Here is a 13,584-nt window from a genome sequence, read left to right as displayed (position 1 = left end):
TATTTCTTATGAATTTTTACTCTCTATCATCACAACTTGAACAACCACCACATGCACAATCATCATCACAATCATCTTCTGATGATAATATTACAGCCTTACAATCAGGACAAACAACATCCACTTCATCATCATATAATAAATCTTCGTCTATTTCTACTAACTCTCCACAATTTGGGCATTCCATTTCTATATAGCTGAAGTCCTCATCGTCATCATCTTCATCATCTTCATAAAGATCATCTTCCATGTCAGCGATTTCTTCTTCTAAATCTGCTAAATCTTCATCTATAGATTCAACAAAATCTTGAAGTTCTTCTTGCTCTTCATCCAATGTTACAATAGCATCTGCAAATACTTCTAATGCATCAACTATTTTATGTATCATTTTCCCTTCTTTGCTTTCAGCACTTATTTCTAGTCCTTCTGCTAGGCCTTTTAAGTATGCAACTTCTTCATATAAATGTTTCATGTAACACCCCTCGCTTTCTTTTTTATATATAAACTAAAAGCTCATATATCTTATATTATTAAGACATATAAGCTTTTATATACATAAAGTTTTATACTCTTGATAAATATTCACCTGTTCTAGTGTCTATCTTTACTTTATCTCCAGTATTTATAAATAATGGAACTTGAACAACTGCTCCAGTTTCAACTGTAGCTGCTTTAGTTACATTACTTGCTGTATCACCTTTTATACCAGGCTCTGTATCTATAACTTCTAACTCTGCAAAGTTTGGAGCTTCCACTTGGAATGGTTGCCCTTGATAAAATCTTATTGTAGCAACTTCATTCTCTTTTAAGAACTTAATTGCATCTTCAACTTGCTCATAGTTTAATGGTATTTGTTCAAAATTTTCTTGGTCCATAAAATAATATAACTCACCATCATTGTATAGATATTGCATTTGTCTTGTATCTATAACAGCTTTAGGGAATTTTTCACTTGGATTGAAACTTTCTTCTCTTATAGCTCCTGTTTTTAAGTTTCTGTATTTAGTTCTAACGAAAGCAGCTCCTTTACCTGGCTTAACGTGTTGAAAATCAACTACTAAACATGGTTGTCCATCTTTTTCAAATGTAACACCTTTTCTAAAATCACCTGCTGATACCATTTCTTGTTCCTCCATATTAAAATAAATTTCTTATTTTTTAGTAAATTTTACATTACTATGCCTTTAAAATTATATCTCTTACTTGAATTCTGTCAAGTCAGGATTACAAATTTTTACTAATATCATAATATCATAAGTTATACAATATAAACAAGTATTTGGCAAATTACTTATTCTATATTTTTATTATTCTCCTCTACAATCTTAGTCTATACATTTTATATGTTGATATTATTTAATTATATAGTTCTCAATAATTACGCTTTATATGATTTATTGATGTTATTTCTTTTTCTCAAACTTATGTGTTTTCATATGCTTTCACTAAAGTTCCATATTTTTATTTTGAATTTAGTTTCATAGTTTTGACTACGTTTTGATAATTTCAATTTTATATTAACATATTGGCCATTATTGGACATCGACACATACATTTCATCTACATAATCTCCAATTTCATAACCACCTGCTTGACTACTTTCACCATTTAAAGAATTTACAAATAGCTTATTTCTTCTTTCATTTAATATAATTTCTTTGTTACTTATATATTCCTCATTATCAGTTAAACCTTCATCCACATATCTGCATTTTATAGATGTTGTTCTTTTAAAACTTTCTTCATTATTAGATAGATTTATTATTCCCATGGAATTACTAATAATTCCTTCCATAGATTTTACAATTTCAAGACTTTGTTGTTGTAATTCTATGTTATCTTCTATTTTAAGTTTTAAATTTATTGTAATCACAAATACAGAATATAAAACCATTATCAATATTACAATTGAAGCTAATGATACTATACTTTCTAAAAGTAAGTAACCATGTTTACGTTTCATATTTTCCCTCTTTCAGAAGTACTCTTCCACTTACAGGTGTTATTGTTATAGTTTTTCTTAGTCTATGATTATATATCTCTATTGTAGATGCTTTTTGAGGTGAGCCATCAGATTTAAATTTTATTATATCTATACTTCTTGCTATCTTTACATTTTTAGGTAGTACTATAGATTTAACATTTTTACCATCTTTTCTCAATACATATCCTTCTTGTTTATCTTGATTTATATAATATATATATGTATCATAATCACTAAACATATTAATTCTTCTAACATATCTTATATCTGAGCAGAGTTGATGTGCAAATAAATTTATCTTTTGATTTTCAAGATTATCTTTTGGAAACGATAATGTAGCTATCAATAATATTATACTAATAGATACCACTAATTCTACTACAGTCACATTCCTTCTTTTTTCAAAGTTATACACCTCTATACTTATACACATGTACTAAATTTTTTTCATCAAAATTCTTTTTTATATTTTCAATTATATCTTGTTTAATTTCTTCGTCTGTAGACTCTTCACGTTCTTGATTATTCATATTTTCACTCGCATCTTCAAATTCATTTAAGATTTCATTTTCTTCAAGTAGCTTATATTCATTAAATACCTTACTATGAGACTCATCCATATAATCTTCAATATCAATCCCTACCCATGGATTTTTAATTTTCACTCTCACTTTTATGACTTTTAAAAAGTTTTTCTCTTTAACTGTACTTGTTATATCTAATTCAAAAAAATCTCCTCTATCATATATAGTATTATTCTCTACCTTTAAAGAAACTTTATCTAAGTTGCTATAAGATGTATCTTTTATTTTTTTTATACAATTAATCATATTATTTCCTAAGAAATATGTTTTAAATTCGTCTTCATTATTTGATATATTAATAGCTTCCTTTACACAAGAATATACATTACTTATTGATAGTTCTATTCCACTCAAAGAAGTTTCTTTTAATTGAATGTCCTTACATTCTAACTCATATATATTATTATGTGTATAAATTAATCCTATAGACATAATGCACACAGTACTTATAATAGAAAATATTATCAATGTCATTATTAATATAGAACCTCTATTGTCTAGTAACATAACTAGTAAACCTCAATTTTTTAAAATTATTTTTTATTTCTATATTTATTTCATAACATTGATAATAATCTAAAATTTGTTTTACTGTACTGATAACTTCATATCCATTTATGTAATTTTTATTTGTTCCATTCTCAATCAACTCATATTTACTATTTTTTATTCTGTACTTTTCATCTTCCATATATTTTTTTACAGTGCTTAACATTTCTCTATCAGATTCATTTCTACATACAAAACTATAGCAACTATATAAAGATGTCGACACTAAATAAACAGTAACATATAATATAGCAATACTCATTATACATTCGATTGATATAAAACCATTCTTTTTTGTTTTCAATAATAAAAACCTCTCAATAATTTTTTGTATATAAAAAGTATATAAAAATTTAACTATAAATTTTCTTTATAAATATCTTATATAATTTTTTTCATTTTAGTACACCACCTTCATTTTTAATAATATTAACTACCCCTACTAATCTAGCTTTGTAATCAATATCATCCAAATAAACAATTATGCATGATTAGTGAAAAACTTTGTTTCACTGTTTATAATCCTTTCTCCTTTATATTTATTGACATTTAAATTTCAATTTATACTGAATAAGTTAATAATTCCTTCGTCTTGTTTCATATATATACAACAAAAATTTAAACTTAAGTTCTCATTTTTTATGTTATATAATGGTCAAAAGTTTGTAAATATATGTTTTAAATTCTAAAAGTATACATATTATTTTATTAGATAACAGTCAACTTGGATAAGTCTTCTTCATATAATTTAAAGTGACCGTTGAAAAGGGGGTGACCTATTGGCAGCTCTTAAATCTTTTGAAAAACCCTTAACCCCTGAAGAAGAGATTGAGTATTTAACTAAATTTAAAATAGAAAATGATAAAAGTGCAAAGGATACATTGATTGAAAGAAACATGAGATTAGTAGCTTATATAGCAAAAAAATATAATAATTCGACGGAAGACCAAGATGATTTAATATCCATAGGTACAATAGGATTAATAAAAGCTATAGAAACTTATAACATAGATAAAGGAACTCGATTAGCAACATATGCTTCTAGATGTATTGAAAATGAGATTTTAATGAATATTAGATCCAACAAAAAAAATAAAACTCAAGTATCTCTACAAGACCCTATCGGAACAGATAAAGAAGGTAATGAAATAAATACTACTCTTTATATGTATTACTCTGTTGTGTAAAATAAGCTCATATCAAAATTTTTTCTTAATTATATCAAACAAAAATACATATCAATTATATTGTTAAGTATAAGCATATATTTTTTAATATTTTAAAAATCTAACTAAATCAGCTAATTTTTTTAGGTATTACCTTACCACTATATAATACCCAAATCATACTCTTAAATAAATTGTTATACATATAGCAAACAAGTATTTTATATTAAAACTAGAAATATTCTATTTTAATAGTTTTTTCATCTTTGTCATTTTATGGATATTAATGTATATTTTATTATTATAAAAAATAATAAAATTTTATAAAACATTCCATATTATACTTTTTTCTATAAATATTTTATATATAGCCTTTATTTTTTTATTAAAATGCATTATAATAAGAAAATAAAGGTCAAGTTGATAGAGTTTTAACAATTATTATTTTCAGAAAAATTACACTATTGAATATATTAAGAATAATCAGAGACGGAGGAATTAAAATATGAGCATAATCGTATTATGTAGTTGTTGTGGAAAAGAAATAGATGAATATAGAAATAAATATATAACTTATTATGATAAAAGTACCAATGCAGACATCAAGGTTTGTATCAATTGTGCTTTAGATTTATTAGAAAAGACAAAAGAAAATCAAGAATTAAATATTCAAAATTTTTAAGATATAATACTTCCATGATAATTTATGAAAACACCTATATATAGATATGACCCTATCAAGTAAATACTATAAAAAGCACATTAAATGGCATGAGTACGATATTCAACTGGACCCACATCATTTAATGTGCTTTTATTTATAATTAAATTCTTATACAATTGTATTTTACTATTTATTATAAGTTTATTATTACTTTTGATTAATCACATCATCATTATTAATATACACTTTAATTGACTTTATAAATTTGTAATAATAAGCAATCCTAAAAATAATATCACAACAACTGTTACAATCAATGCTAGTATATTTATTATTTTTATTGTCTTGTCCTTAAATATTTTTGACAATAACACAAAAACTGCTATTCCTATTATTCCTCCTAATGTATTTCCTATCAAATCGGTTATATCACTTGCACCTATTGCAAATATATATTGAAGTGTTTCAAAAACTAAACTTGTTAAAAAAATAGGTACAACCTTTTTTATAAAACTCCACTCTCCTTTTAGCATACATAAATATATCCCAAATGGTACAAATACAACTACATTTAATATAATCTCTGATATGTCTACTCTATTATTAACTATAAGCGAACCAGCAAAAGGCACTAAGTTTATATTTCTAAGATTCATTGCTTCAAGTGATGAAATATCAAATTGCATCTTAAATAGTATTATCCATGTCAAAATGATTATATATACTATAAACAATCCTTTTGTAATATTATATTTTCTAGCTTTCATTCATTGCCTCCTTACTATATCATTGTATTAAGCTCTTAATACAATGATATAGTAATACAATTTGTATGTCAACTATTTCTTTAGTCTTTATAAAATTACATGAATCATACTATTTACACATTAATAGCTTTTCTTTAAAGTATGTTGACAGAAAAATATATACAGGATATACTCATTATAGTGACCACATGGTCACCATTTTAAAACTAATCAGTGACCATATGGTCATTTAAAAAGGAGAGTTATTATGCCTACTAATATATTTCTTGAACTAGGTGAAGAAAAACGTAACAAGATTACTAGGGTTAGTATTGATGAATTTGCTAAATATGGATATGAAAATAGTTCAACAAATAGAATTGTCCAAAATGCAGGTATTAGCAAGGGAAGTCTTTTCAAATACTTTAAAAATAAGGATGAATTGTACTTCTATATACTCGATTCTGTTACACAAGAGCTTATGGTGAGTTTAGCAAAGGAAATAGATTTTCTTCCAAAAGAGTTGTTCGAAAGAATCATTAAATATTCAGAATTGGAATTTGATTGGTATATTAAGCACCCCAATGAATATAAATTGATTGCTACTGCATTTACCAAAAGTAATACTGAAATCTATCAAAAAGTTGAAGCACAGTATGGCCTGGAAAGCCAAAGCATTTATTATAAGCTATTGTATGATGTAGACACATCAGTACTTAGGTTTGATAAGAAAAAGAGTATTGATATTTTAAAATGGTTTTTAACTGGGTTTAATGAGGATTTTTTGTCTCATATTCAGATACAAGACAATACAAATATTGATAATATACGACAGGAATATGTTAATAGCCTTACAGACCACATAACAATTTTAAAATGTGGACTTATTAGTGAAAAGAAAGAGGTGTAAAATATGTTTTATGGTTCTCGATTCCATCAAGTAGTAGTAGACAAGGAAACAGTGAATTATATTGAGTTTGGAAAAGGCCAAAAACCACTGATTATCTTGCCAGGTTTGGGGGATGGACTTTCCCCAATTCATGGGCAGATACAGGCAATCGCTTTTGCATTGAGTTATAAGCAATTTGCTCAAAAGTTTAAGGTGTATATGTTCAGCAGAAAAAACTGTTTGAAAGAAGGTTATTCTACAAGAGATATGGCTAGAGACCAAGCAAAAGTCATGAAAACTCTTGGGATTTTAAAGGCAGATATTATGGGAGTATCTCAAGGTGGAATGATAGCACAATATCTTGCTGCCGATTATCCAGATTTAGTTAATAAACTTATGCTGGTGGTTACCTCATCAAAACAAAATGAAACCATACAAGAAGTCGTTGGTAGTTGGATGAAGATGGCAGAGCAAAGTGATTATAAGAGTCTAATGATTGACATAGCAGAAAAATCATACTCAGAAAAATATTTAAAAAAATATCGTTTTTTCTATCCGCTTCTTGTAAATATTGGCAAACCAAAAGATTTTAGAAGATTTCTTATACAAGCCACTTCATGTATTGAGCATAATTCCTATTCTAAATTGGATAAAATATCATCTCCAACCTTAATTATTGGAGGCGACAATGATAGTATTGTAGGGACAAAGTCATCTTTAGAATTAGCAGAAGGAATCAAGAATAGTGAATTATTTATATACAAAGGTCTTGGCCACGCTACCTATGAAGAGGCAAAAGACTTTAATAATCGAGTTTTAAACTTTCTAATGAAGTAAGACAAAGCCACATAGATCTAGTATTTATGTGGCTTTACGGTATTTTGTAAAACATACTTTATTGTTGAAGTTGATAGTATATTCTACAATTTTTTATAGTATCAATATGACCTTAGTAGAAACATCATAGTTAACTACTCAAACTCCTCAAATCTATACTCTTGTGCTGTATTAAGATACTTTTCTTTATCTACTTTAGACAAAAAAATATCTATTGGCCTTGCAAATGCTCCAGTTCCACTATATAAAGACTTATAAATCACTAGTTCTTCACAATCTATTTCTTTTTGATGATAGAAATTGCCATCTGAGTCTTTATATATAATCACAATATCATTAGTTTCAGTATGTACTGCATTAAATCCATTTTCTGCTACCAAATAATAACTATCAACTTCAAACAATGATTTATTAAGTTCAAAATAAGCAACAGGCTTACTAATTCCTATAGTTACATAAAAGCCACCTTTAAAATGCTTATATATATATGGATATTTCACTTTTCTTTCCTTAGATATTTTCATGTCTAAAGCTTTAACCATTATATCTACAGTATCAGATACCCTAAAATTTTTAATATCTTTATATAAACAACTATTATTATTTAAATCATAGTTATTTATATAAAATTCACAATCACTACAGTTTAGATTATCTCCTTTTCTTGATTTTTTCATAAAATCATTGCAGTGTTTCTCCATTTTATATAAAACTTTATGTAACTCTAATAATAACTCATTTTTAGCCACTACTTAAATCCTCCTAATTCACCCATTTCATATTCATATTATTTTTTTAACTAGTATCTTTATAATTTCAATTATTTAATATATCTTATATAAAACTCCTTTAATATTTAAATAACACATTAACCTATTGATTATAATTTTATTTGTTACTACAAATATGATATATGTTTTCAGTAAAATTCTTCTCACAGTTAGAATGTATATCCAACATTTATGGCAAATAATATACAAACTCAATTTTTTTGCATATTACAATTGTCATGATTCAACTTCTATAATACATCTTACATAAGCTTTTTACACTTCAAGTTTTCTTCAAGTTTTATTGCTATTATTAAATCTTCTACATATTTCATAACCTAACATTAACTATGAATCATAAATTCTTTTATAATTATAGATTCAATTATTTTTATAAAATAAAAATTCCTTTTAAATTTCTTCGCTTTTATCTTATATCAACTAAGTAAATTAATATCCTAGTTGTTTAAAAATACTTGTCCAACTTTATGTCAAAGAAGCGCTAAATAGTAGCAACTTCTATACTTTATTAACATTCTACTGTATCAGCTTTTTTCATTGATATATTAATGGCTACTTCTTTAGCTACAGCATCAAATTCTTCCCATCTTCTTTTATTCTCTTCATTAGAAATACGCGGATATATTATATAGACTTCTGTACTTTGATTAGCTATAATCTTTTCATCATACTCTATATCTTTTTCTGTATCATATTTAAATGGTTTAAATTGTTGTAGTATTTTCACAATATCACCCCTTGTTATAAAATATGAGTCCAGATACTTGTCTTATACTCAATATATATCTTGTTTTTAGAATTTTAATTTGACATGTATTTACTATCTTAATTTAGATTTTAAAATTAGAAATATAGTACTATGAACAATCACTACAATCATAGATACATTGTATTTAATTTATGTTGTAACCTTATTTTGCAGGAGTCGGTGGATATTGAGAAAGAAATGTTGTTAAATTAAAACAGATAAATGTATTAAACAGAGCTTAATAATAACAAAATAATACATGAGTGAGAAATATTATGGAAAAATGAAAGGATACTTAATATTTATAGATATAGTCACTTTAATAGGTGAAGGAAAAGAACAAATTTCTAGGAGAACTAATGGTATAAAAACTATACTATATGCTTTTACTATGTAGTAAAATTATTATTTTTGAATATTTATACCAATTTGTGATATAATAAAAGCAAGAAGAACTGCAATCTATGTGGTGTAGAGTGAAGTTCGTGATTAAAAAACTAGAAATTATTTAAACTTATGGAATTTGATTTTAAAGTCAAATTCCCAACCACTCTTAGTGCCAGCTTTGAGTGGTTTTTTACGTTTTCTAAATAACTTACTTATCAAGTAAACTATATAGCTAGCCATAATACTGGCTAATATACTTAGTAAAAAATTATCCATACATAATCACCTCCCTTCTTAAAATGGGGAGGATAATCCTTTGTTTGTATGAACTCCACTCTTAGATTGTAGGTTACAACTTCTTGCTAGAATTATTATAACATATTCTGGTGACTTATATAATTAAAAACACCTGTTTAAGGTAATAAACGACTAGAGCAGATAATGGCTTTACAGCAAATATTATAAGTAAACTTTAGACTATACCAACATATGCTATCAATTCATGCGATATTTTAATACTATTTTTACAATCTTAACTAATTTTGCTTAACATGAAATATCTCCTTATATAACTAATATACTATATTTAAGGAGTGTGATTACTTATATGAGTGTTGCTATATACTTAAGAAAATCCCGTGCTGATGAAGAGGCAGAAAAGCAAGGAGAATTTGAAACTCTAAGCAGACATAAATCAACTCTATTAAAACTAGCAAAAGACCAAAATCTAAATGTACTTGAAATAAAAGAAGAACTGGTATCTGGAGAAAGTATAATACATAGACCAAAAATGATTGAACTTCTAAAAGAAGTTGAAGAAAATAAATATGATTCAGTATTAGTAATGGATTTAGACAGACTTGGTCGTGGAGATATGAAAGACCAAGGTATAATTTTAGAAACTTTTAAAGAAAGTAAAACTAAAATTATAACACCTAGAAAAACGTATGACTTAACAGATGAATTTGATGAAGAATACTCAGAATTTGAAGCATTTATGGCAAGAAAAGAACTAAAACTTATATCAAGAAGAATGCAAAGAGGAAGAATAAAATCAGTTGAGGAAGGAAATTTTATAGGTACTTCTGCCCCATTTGGATATGACGCTGTAACTACAGGTAGAAAAGAAAGAATTCTTGTACCAAATAAAGATGCTGATGTAGTTAGAACTATCTTTGACCTATATATTAATGAAGATATGGGTTGTAGTAAAATATCTAAATATCTAAACAATCTAGGAATTAAAACTGCTACAGGTGCTAGTTGGTATAACTCCGCAATAACAAATATAATAAAAAACAAAGTTTATTGTGGTTATATACAATGGCGAAAGAAAGATTATAAAAAATCCAAAAATCCAAATAAAATAAAAACAGTTAAATTAAGACCTAAAGACGAATGGATTGAAGCGAAAGGTAAACATGAACCTCTAATAAGTGAATTGGTTTGGAAAAAAGCTCAGAATATACTTAATAAAAATGGTCATGTTAGTTATGGTAATCAAATAAAGAATCCACTTGCAGGCATAGTAATCTGTAAAAACTGTGGTAGACCTCTAGTATATAGACCATATACAGACCATGACTATATAATTTGTTATCATCCTGGTTGTAATAAGAGTTCTCGCTTTGAATTTGTTGAATCTGCTATTTTGAAGTCATTAGAAGATGCAGTAAAAAAATACCAGTTAAGAATATCTGATATAGATTTAAAGAAAAGTAATACTGATAATAATATAGAATTTCAAAAACGAGTATTGAAAGGCTTAGAAACTGAATTAAAAGAATTAGGAAAACAAAAAAATAAGTTGTATGATTTATTAGAACGTGGCATATATGATGAAGATACATTTATTGATAGGTCTAATAATATAGATTCAAGAACTGAAGAAATTAAATTTTCAATAGAAACACTAAAAAATAAATTAGATATAGTTAAAAAAGATACTTCAAAAATGATAGAAGATATTAAAACAGTTCTATCTCTTTATCATGATTCAGATTCTCTTGGAAAAAATAAACTTTTGAAATCTGTCATTGATAGAGCTGTTTATTACAAATCTAAAGAACAAAAACTAGATTCCTTTGAGTTAACAGTCTATCTTAAATTATATGAAAAGCAGTTATATCAATAACATATAAAGCGTAGTGTGTAATGAAATAAGTCTTTTAGATATACTTGGTACAGAAGCTAACCATGTTCTTGATGAGGTTGAGCTAAAAGTTCAAGTCGGAAAACTTTATGAGCAACTAAACAAAATTCTTACTCCTAGAGAAAGAGAAATTGTACAGTTAAGATATGGGTTAACTCCTTATGGGTATAAAACGCAAAGAGAAATTGCACAAAAACTCGATATATCGAGGTCATATGTATCTAGAATCGAAAAAAAAGCTCTTAAAAAACTAGAAAAAGAGCTTGTTCAAGAAAGTTAATATTATAATTTTTAAAAGGATATATCGTAATAGTATTAGACATAGTCTTTAATCTAAAAATTACGATATATCCTTAAATTTTATAATATATAATTTTATTGTATGCTTTCACATATTTCTTTAAATATAGGTATTGCAGATTTACTTCCTTTTTGAGTTCCTTCTACTAACACAGTTATTACATACTTAGGTCTTTCTTCAGGATAAAATCCAGTTATCCATCCATGGTCTATTGCTTTTTTATTTAAACTACTTTGAGCTGTACCAGTTTTAACTCCACATCCACCTTCTAAATCCTTTAAGTCCTTAGCTGTACCATCCTTAGACACAGACTTCATAATCTCTTTAACTTGTGTACACACATAAGGAGAAATCAGTTCTTCCTTTTTTGAAGACTTATAAGTTTTTATTGTATTCATATTATTATCTACAAGACTTTTATATAAATATAATGGTTTGAATGTTCCATTATTAGCCATTATTTGAGTCATTTGATTTATTTGAAGTGGTGTAAATTCTATATTTTCTTGTCCTATAGCTAAATTTCGTATTGATATGTTTTTGGGAGCTTCTCTAACTTTTTCTTCATCAAGACCAATATCAACCTTTTCAAATAAATGCAGTCTTTCAGCAGATTTAAGTATCTTTTCTTTGCCAAGTTTCATAGCTATATCTAAAAATGCAGGATTACATGAATTAGAAAAAGTTTGTCTTAAATTTTGGAAACCATGACCATTTATTTTATTACATCGTAATATTTCATTAGTATTTCCAACTTTAGTCTTTCCTGTACAGTTATAAGTATAGTTCTCATCTACAACACCATTTTCAAGTGCGGAAAATAAAACTACCATCTTAAATACAGACCCTGGTGGATATGTAGCCTTTATAACTCTATTTTCAAATTCTCCATTTTTTCCTTTCAAACTTTTTGATATATCATTCTGGTCAAAATTAGGTCTAGAACACATTGCAAGAATTTCACCTGTAGAAGCTTCTGAAATTACCACTGCTGTAGGGTTTTCTTCTTTATCTAGTATCTGTTCTAATTTTTTCTGAATATCATAATCAATTGTAGTTTTTAGATGTCTATCTTTAGCCTTATCATCAATAGTTTTTACACTTCCCTTTAGTATGTTTAGAGATTTTTCATTTCCTGCATCTCCAGCTTTAAAAGCACTTATATACTTTTCATTTGAATTTCTAAGCACACTGTCCATACTTTTCTCGATTCCTGCTTGTCCTGACTTATCATCCTCTTTTATATATCCTATTGTATGTGACAATAAACCATCTTTTGAATATCGCATAGTTTTTTCTTCTATCATTATTCCATTTTTCTCAAGCTCTTTTTTCATTCTATTATCGATATCTTTAGCCTGAATCTGTATTATAGGATGTGTTAATTGTTCTTGTATAGCCTTATATATATCCAAATCTTTCATCTTAGTAGCCTTCTTAACCAGCTCTAAAATCTTATAGTTATTATTTAATTTTTCCTTTTCAACCACCAATACCTGAGTTTTACTTGTATCTGTAAGTTTTTTGTTGTTTCTATCATAAATTATTCCTCTTCCACTATTTAACTCTACTTTCTCAACACTTTGCGATTCTACACTCTGTTTGTATTTATCACCTTTTAATACTTGTATATCAACTAGTCTATAAATTAAAGCACTATAAATTATCAAAATTATAGTAAATATATACCAGCTTCTCTTTCCCACTTTTTTCAAAAATGGAGTCTTCTTTTTTGACATGAAATCACCCCTTAGATAATTTCATTATTGACAATTTCTAAGGGGCT

At 26.6% G+C, this 13,584-nt stretch carries 18 protein-coding genes; 7 read left to right on the top strand and 11 right to left on the bottom strand.

Features of this window, described 5'->3' with window-relative positions; all coding sequences use genetic code 11:
- Nucleotides 1-16: 16 nt before the first annotated feature.
- The 6 genes from Q3287_RS04750 to Q3287_RS04725 form a co-directional block, all read right to left on the bottom strand.
- Complete coding sequence (locus Q3287_RS04750) at nucleotides 17-472, bottom strand: CD1247 N-terminal domain-containing protein (protein ID WP_054276277.1); 456 nt, start codon at nucleotides 470-472, stop codon at nucleotides 17-19.
- A 91-nt stretch (nucleotides 473-563) separates the two neighbouring features.
- Entirely contained in the window at nucleotides 564-1,121 is a 558-nt protein-coding gene (efp, locus tag Q3287_RS04745) for an elongation factor P (RefSeq protein ID WP_054269745.1), read from the bottom strand.
- A gap of 311 nt (nucleotides 1,122-1,432) precedes the next feature.
- Nucleotides 1,433-1,963 (bottom strand): hypothetical protein, encoded by a 531-nt coding sequence (locus tag Q3287_RS04740; RefSeq protein WP_054269744.1) that lies wholly within the window; start codon nucleotides 1,961-1,963, stop codon nucleotides 1,433-1,435.
- Entirely contained in the window at nucleotides 1,953-2,372 is a 420-nt protein-coding gene (locus tag Q3287_RS04735; protein ID WP_054269743.1) for a hypothetical protein, read from the bottom strand. The genes Q3287_RS04740 and Q3287_RS04735 overlap by 11 nt, the downstream gene beginning before the upstream one ends.
- Before the next feature lie 19 nt (nucleotides 2,373-2,391).
- Nucleotides 2,392-3,075, bottom strand: coding sequence for a hypothetical protein (locus Q3287_RS04730; protein ID WP_054269742.1), 684 nt, complete (start codon nucleotides 3,073-3,075; stop codon nucleotides 2,392-2,394).
- Nucleotides 3,059-3,421, bottom strand: coding sequence for a hypothetical protein (locus Q3287_RS04725; RefSeq protein WP_054276276.1), 363 nt, complete (start codon nucleotides 3,419-3,421; stop codon nucleotides 3,059-3,061). The genes Q3287_RS04730 and Q3287_RS04725 overlap by 17 nt, the downstream gene beginning before the upstream one ends.
- Nucleotides 3,422-3,896: 475 nt before the next feature.
- Between Q3287_RS04725 and Q3287_RS04720 the strand changes: the two genes are divergently transcribed.
- Together Q3287_RS04720 and Q3287_RS04715 are read left to right on the top strand one after the other, a co-directional pair.
- Nucleotides 3,897-4,304 (top strand): sigma-70 family RNA polymerase sigma factor, encoded by a 408-nt coding sequence (locus Q3287_RS04720; protein WP_074178880.1) that lies wholly within the window; start codon nucleotides 3,897-3,899, stop codon nucleotides 4,302-4,304.
- A 484-nt stretch (nucleotides 4,305-4,788) separates the two neighbouring features.
- Complete coding sequence (locus tag Q3287_RS04715; protein ID WP_054276271.1) at nucleotides 4,789-4,965, top strand: hypothetical protein; 177 nt, start codon at nucleotides 4,789-4,791, stop codon at nucleotides 4,963-4,965.
- Nucleotides 4,966-5,204: 239 nt separating this feature from the next.
- On the opposite strand, the gene Q3287_RS04710 is transcribed toward Q3287_RS04715, so the two are convergent.
- Nucleotides 5,205-5,714: a VanZ family protein gene (locus Q3287_RS04710; protein ID WP_054276270.1), complete on the bottom strand. Its 510-nt coding sequence runs from the start codon at nucleotides 5,712-5,714 to the stop codon at nucleotides 5,205-5,207.
- A 247-nt stretch (nucleotides 5,715-5,961) separates the two neighbouring features.
- Between Q3287_RS04710 and Q3287_RS04705 the strand changes: the two genes are divergently transcribed.
- Both Q3287_RS04705 and Q3287_RS04700 read left to right on the top strand, forming a co-directional pair.
- Nucleotides 5,962-6,603 carry a TetR/AcrR family transcriptional regulator gene (locus tag Q3287_RS04705; protein ID WP_054276269.1) on the top strand — a complete coding sequence of 214 codons (642 nt, stop codon included), beginning with the start codon at nucleotides 5,962-5,964 and terminating at the stop codon, nucleotides 6,601-6,603.
- A 3-nt stretch (nucleotides 6,604-6,606) separates the two neighbouring features.
- Nucleotides 6,607-7,419, top strand: a complete 813-nt coding sequence (locus Q3287_RS04700; RefSeq protein WP_407813342.1) for an alpha/beta fold hydrolase — start codon at nucleotides 6,607-6,609, stop codon at nucleotides 7,417-7,419.
- Between the two features lie 134 nt (nucleotides 7,420-7,553).
- Here Q3287_RS04700 and Q3287_RS04695 read toward each other — a convergent pair whose 3' ends face one another.
- Both Q3287_RS04695 and Q3287_RS04690 read right to left on the bottom strand, forming a co-directional pair.
- Entirely contained in the window at nucleotides 7,554-8,168 is a 615-nt protein-coding gene (locus tag Q3287_RS04695; RefSeq protein ID WP_407813341.1) for a DUF1653 domain-containing protein, read from the bottom strand.
- A gap of 550 nt (nucleotides 8,169-8,718) precedes the next feature.
- On the bottom strand, nucleotides 8,719-8,937 hold the full coding sequence (locus tag Q3287_RS04690) for a hypothetical protein (RefSeq protein ID WP_054276266.1): 219 nt from the start codon (nucleotides 8,935-8,937) through the stop codon (nucleotides 8,719-8,721).
- A 280-nt stretch (nucleotides 8,938-9,217) separates the two neighbouring features.
- Between Q3287_RS04690 and Q3287_RS04685 the strand changes: the two genes are divergently transcribed.
- On the top strand, nucleotides 9,218-9,355 hold the full coding sequence (locus Q3287_RS04685) for a hypothetical protein (RefSeq protein WP_407963591.1): 138 nt from the start codon (nucleotides 9,218-9,220) through the stop codon (nucleotides 9,353-9,355).
- Nucleotides 9,356-9,462: 107 nt separating this feature from the next.
- Here Q3287_RS04685 and Q3287_RS04680 read toward each other — a convergent pair whose 3' ends face one another.
- On the bottom strand, nucleotides 9,463-9,621 hold the full coding sequence (locus Q3287_RS04680; RefSeq protein ID WP_054269735.1) for a type I toxin-antitoxin system toxin: 159 nt from the start codon (nucleotides 9,619-9,621) through the stop codon (nucleotides 9,463-9,465).
- 331 nt (nucleotides 9,622-9,952) lie between these two features.
- Here Q3287_RS04680 and Q3287_RS04675 point away from each other — a divergent pair, with 331 nt between their 5' ends.
- Both Q3287_RS04675 and Q3287_RS04670 read left to right on the top strand, forming a co-directional pair.
- Nucleotides 9,953-11,479, top strand: coding sequence for a recombinase family protein (locus Q3287_RS04675; protein ID WP_407963590.1), 1,527 nt, complete (start codon nucleotides 9,953-9,955; stop codon nucleotides 11,477-11,479).
- A 13-nt stretch (nucleotides 11,480-11,492) separates the two neighbouring features.
- Nucleotides 11,493-11,777, top strand: a complete 285-nt coding sequence (locus Q3287_RS04670; protein WP_021383999.1) for a sigma-70 family RNA polymerase sigma factor — start codon at nucleotides 11,493-11,495, stop codon at nucleotides 11,775-11,777.
- A gap of 95 nt (nucleotides 11,778-11,872) precedes the next feature.
- Here the strand turns inward: Q3287_RS04670 and Q3287_RS04665 are convergent, their stop codons facing one another.
- Nucleotides 11,873-13,537: a penicillin-binding protein 2 gene (locus Q3287_RS04665; protein WP_074178874.1), complete on the bottom strand. Its 1,665-nt coding sequence runs from the start codon at nucleotides 13,535-13,537 to the stop codon at nucleotides 11,873-11,875.
- Nucleotides 13,538-13,584 lie beyond the last annotated feature (47 nt).

This window comes from Clostridioides sp. GD02404, assembly GCF_045898275.1.
Taxonomy (GTDB): domain Bacteria; phylum Bacillota; class Clostridia; order Peptostreptococcales; family Peptostreptococcaceae; genus Clostridioides; species Clostridioides difficile_A.
Note: the sequence above shows the minus strand (reverse complement) of the source record. Positions and strands in the feature narration are given on the sequence as shown.

Coding starts and splice junctions, on each gene's coding strand:
- Q3287_RS04750 (WP_054276277.1), bottom strand. CDS start 472: ATGAAACATTTATATGAAGAAGTTGCATACTTAAAAGGCCTAGCAGAA.
- efp (WP_054269745.1), bottom strand. CDS start 1,121: ATGGTATCAGCAGGTGATTTTAGAAAAGGTGTTACATTTGAAAAAGAT.
- Q3287_RS04740 (WP_054269744.1), bottom strand. CDS start 1,963: ATGAAACGTAAACATGGTTACTTACTTTTAGAAAGTATAGTATCATTA.
- Q3287_RS04730 (WP_054269742.1), bottom strand. CDS start 3,075: ATGTTACTAGACAATAGAGGTTCTATATTAATAATGACATTGATAATA.
- Q3287_RS04715 (WP_054276271.1), top strand. CDS start 4,789: ATGAGCATAATCGTATTATGTAGTTGTTGTGGAAAAGAAATAGATGAA.
- Q3287_RS04710 (WP_054276270.1), bottom strand. CDS start 5,714: ATGAAAGCTAGAAAATATAATATTACAAAAGGATTGTTTATAGTATAT.
- Q3287_RS04705 (WP_054276269.1), top strand. CDS start 5,962: ATGCCTACTAATATATTTCTTGAACTAGGTGAAGAAAAACGTAACAAG.
- Q3287_RS04700 (WP_407813342.1), top strand. CDS start 6,607: ATGTTTTATGGTTCTCGATTCCATCAAGTAGTAGTAGACAAGGAAACA.
- Q3287_RS04685 (WP_407963591.1), top strand. CDS start 9,218: ATGAGTGAGAAATATTATGGAAAAATGAAAGGATACTTAATATTTATA.
- Q3287_RS04680 (WP_054269735.1), bottom strand. CDS start 9,621: ATGGATAATTTTTTACTAAGTATATTAGCCAGTATTATGGCTAGCTAT.
- Q3287_RS04675 (WP_407963590.1), top strand. CDS start 9,953: ATGAGTGTTGCTATATACTTAAGAAAATCCCGTGCTGATGAAGAGGCA.
- Q3287_RS04665 (WP_074178874.1), bottom strand. CDS start 13,537: ATGTCAAAAAAGAAGACTCCATTTTTGAAAAAAGTGGGAAAGAGAAGC.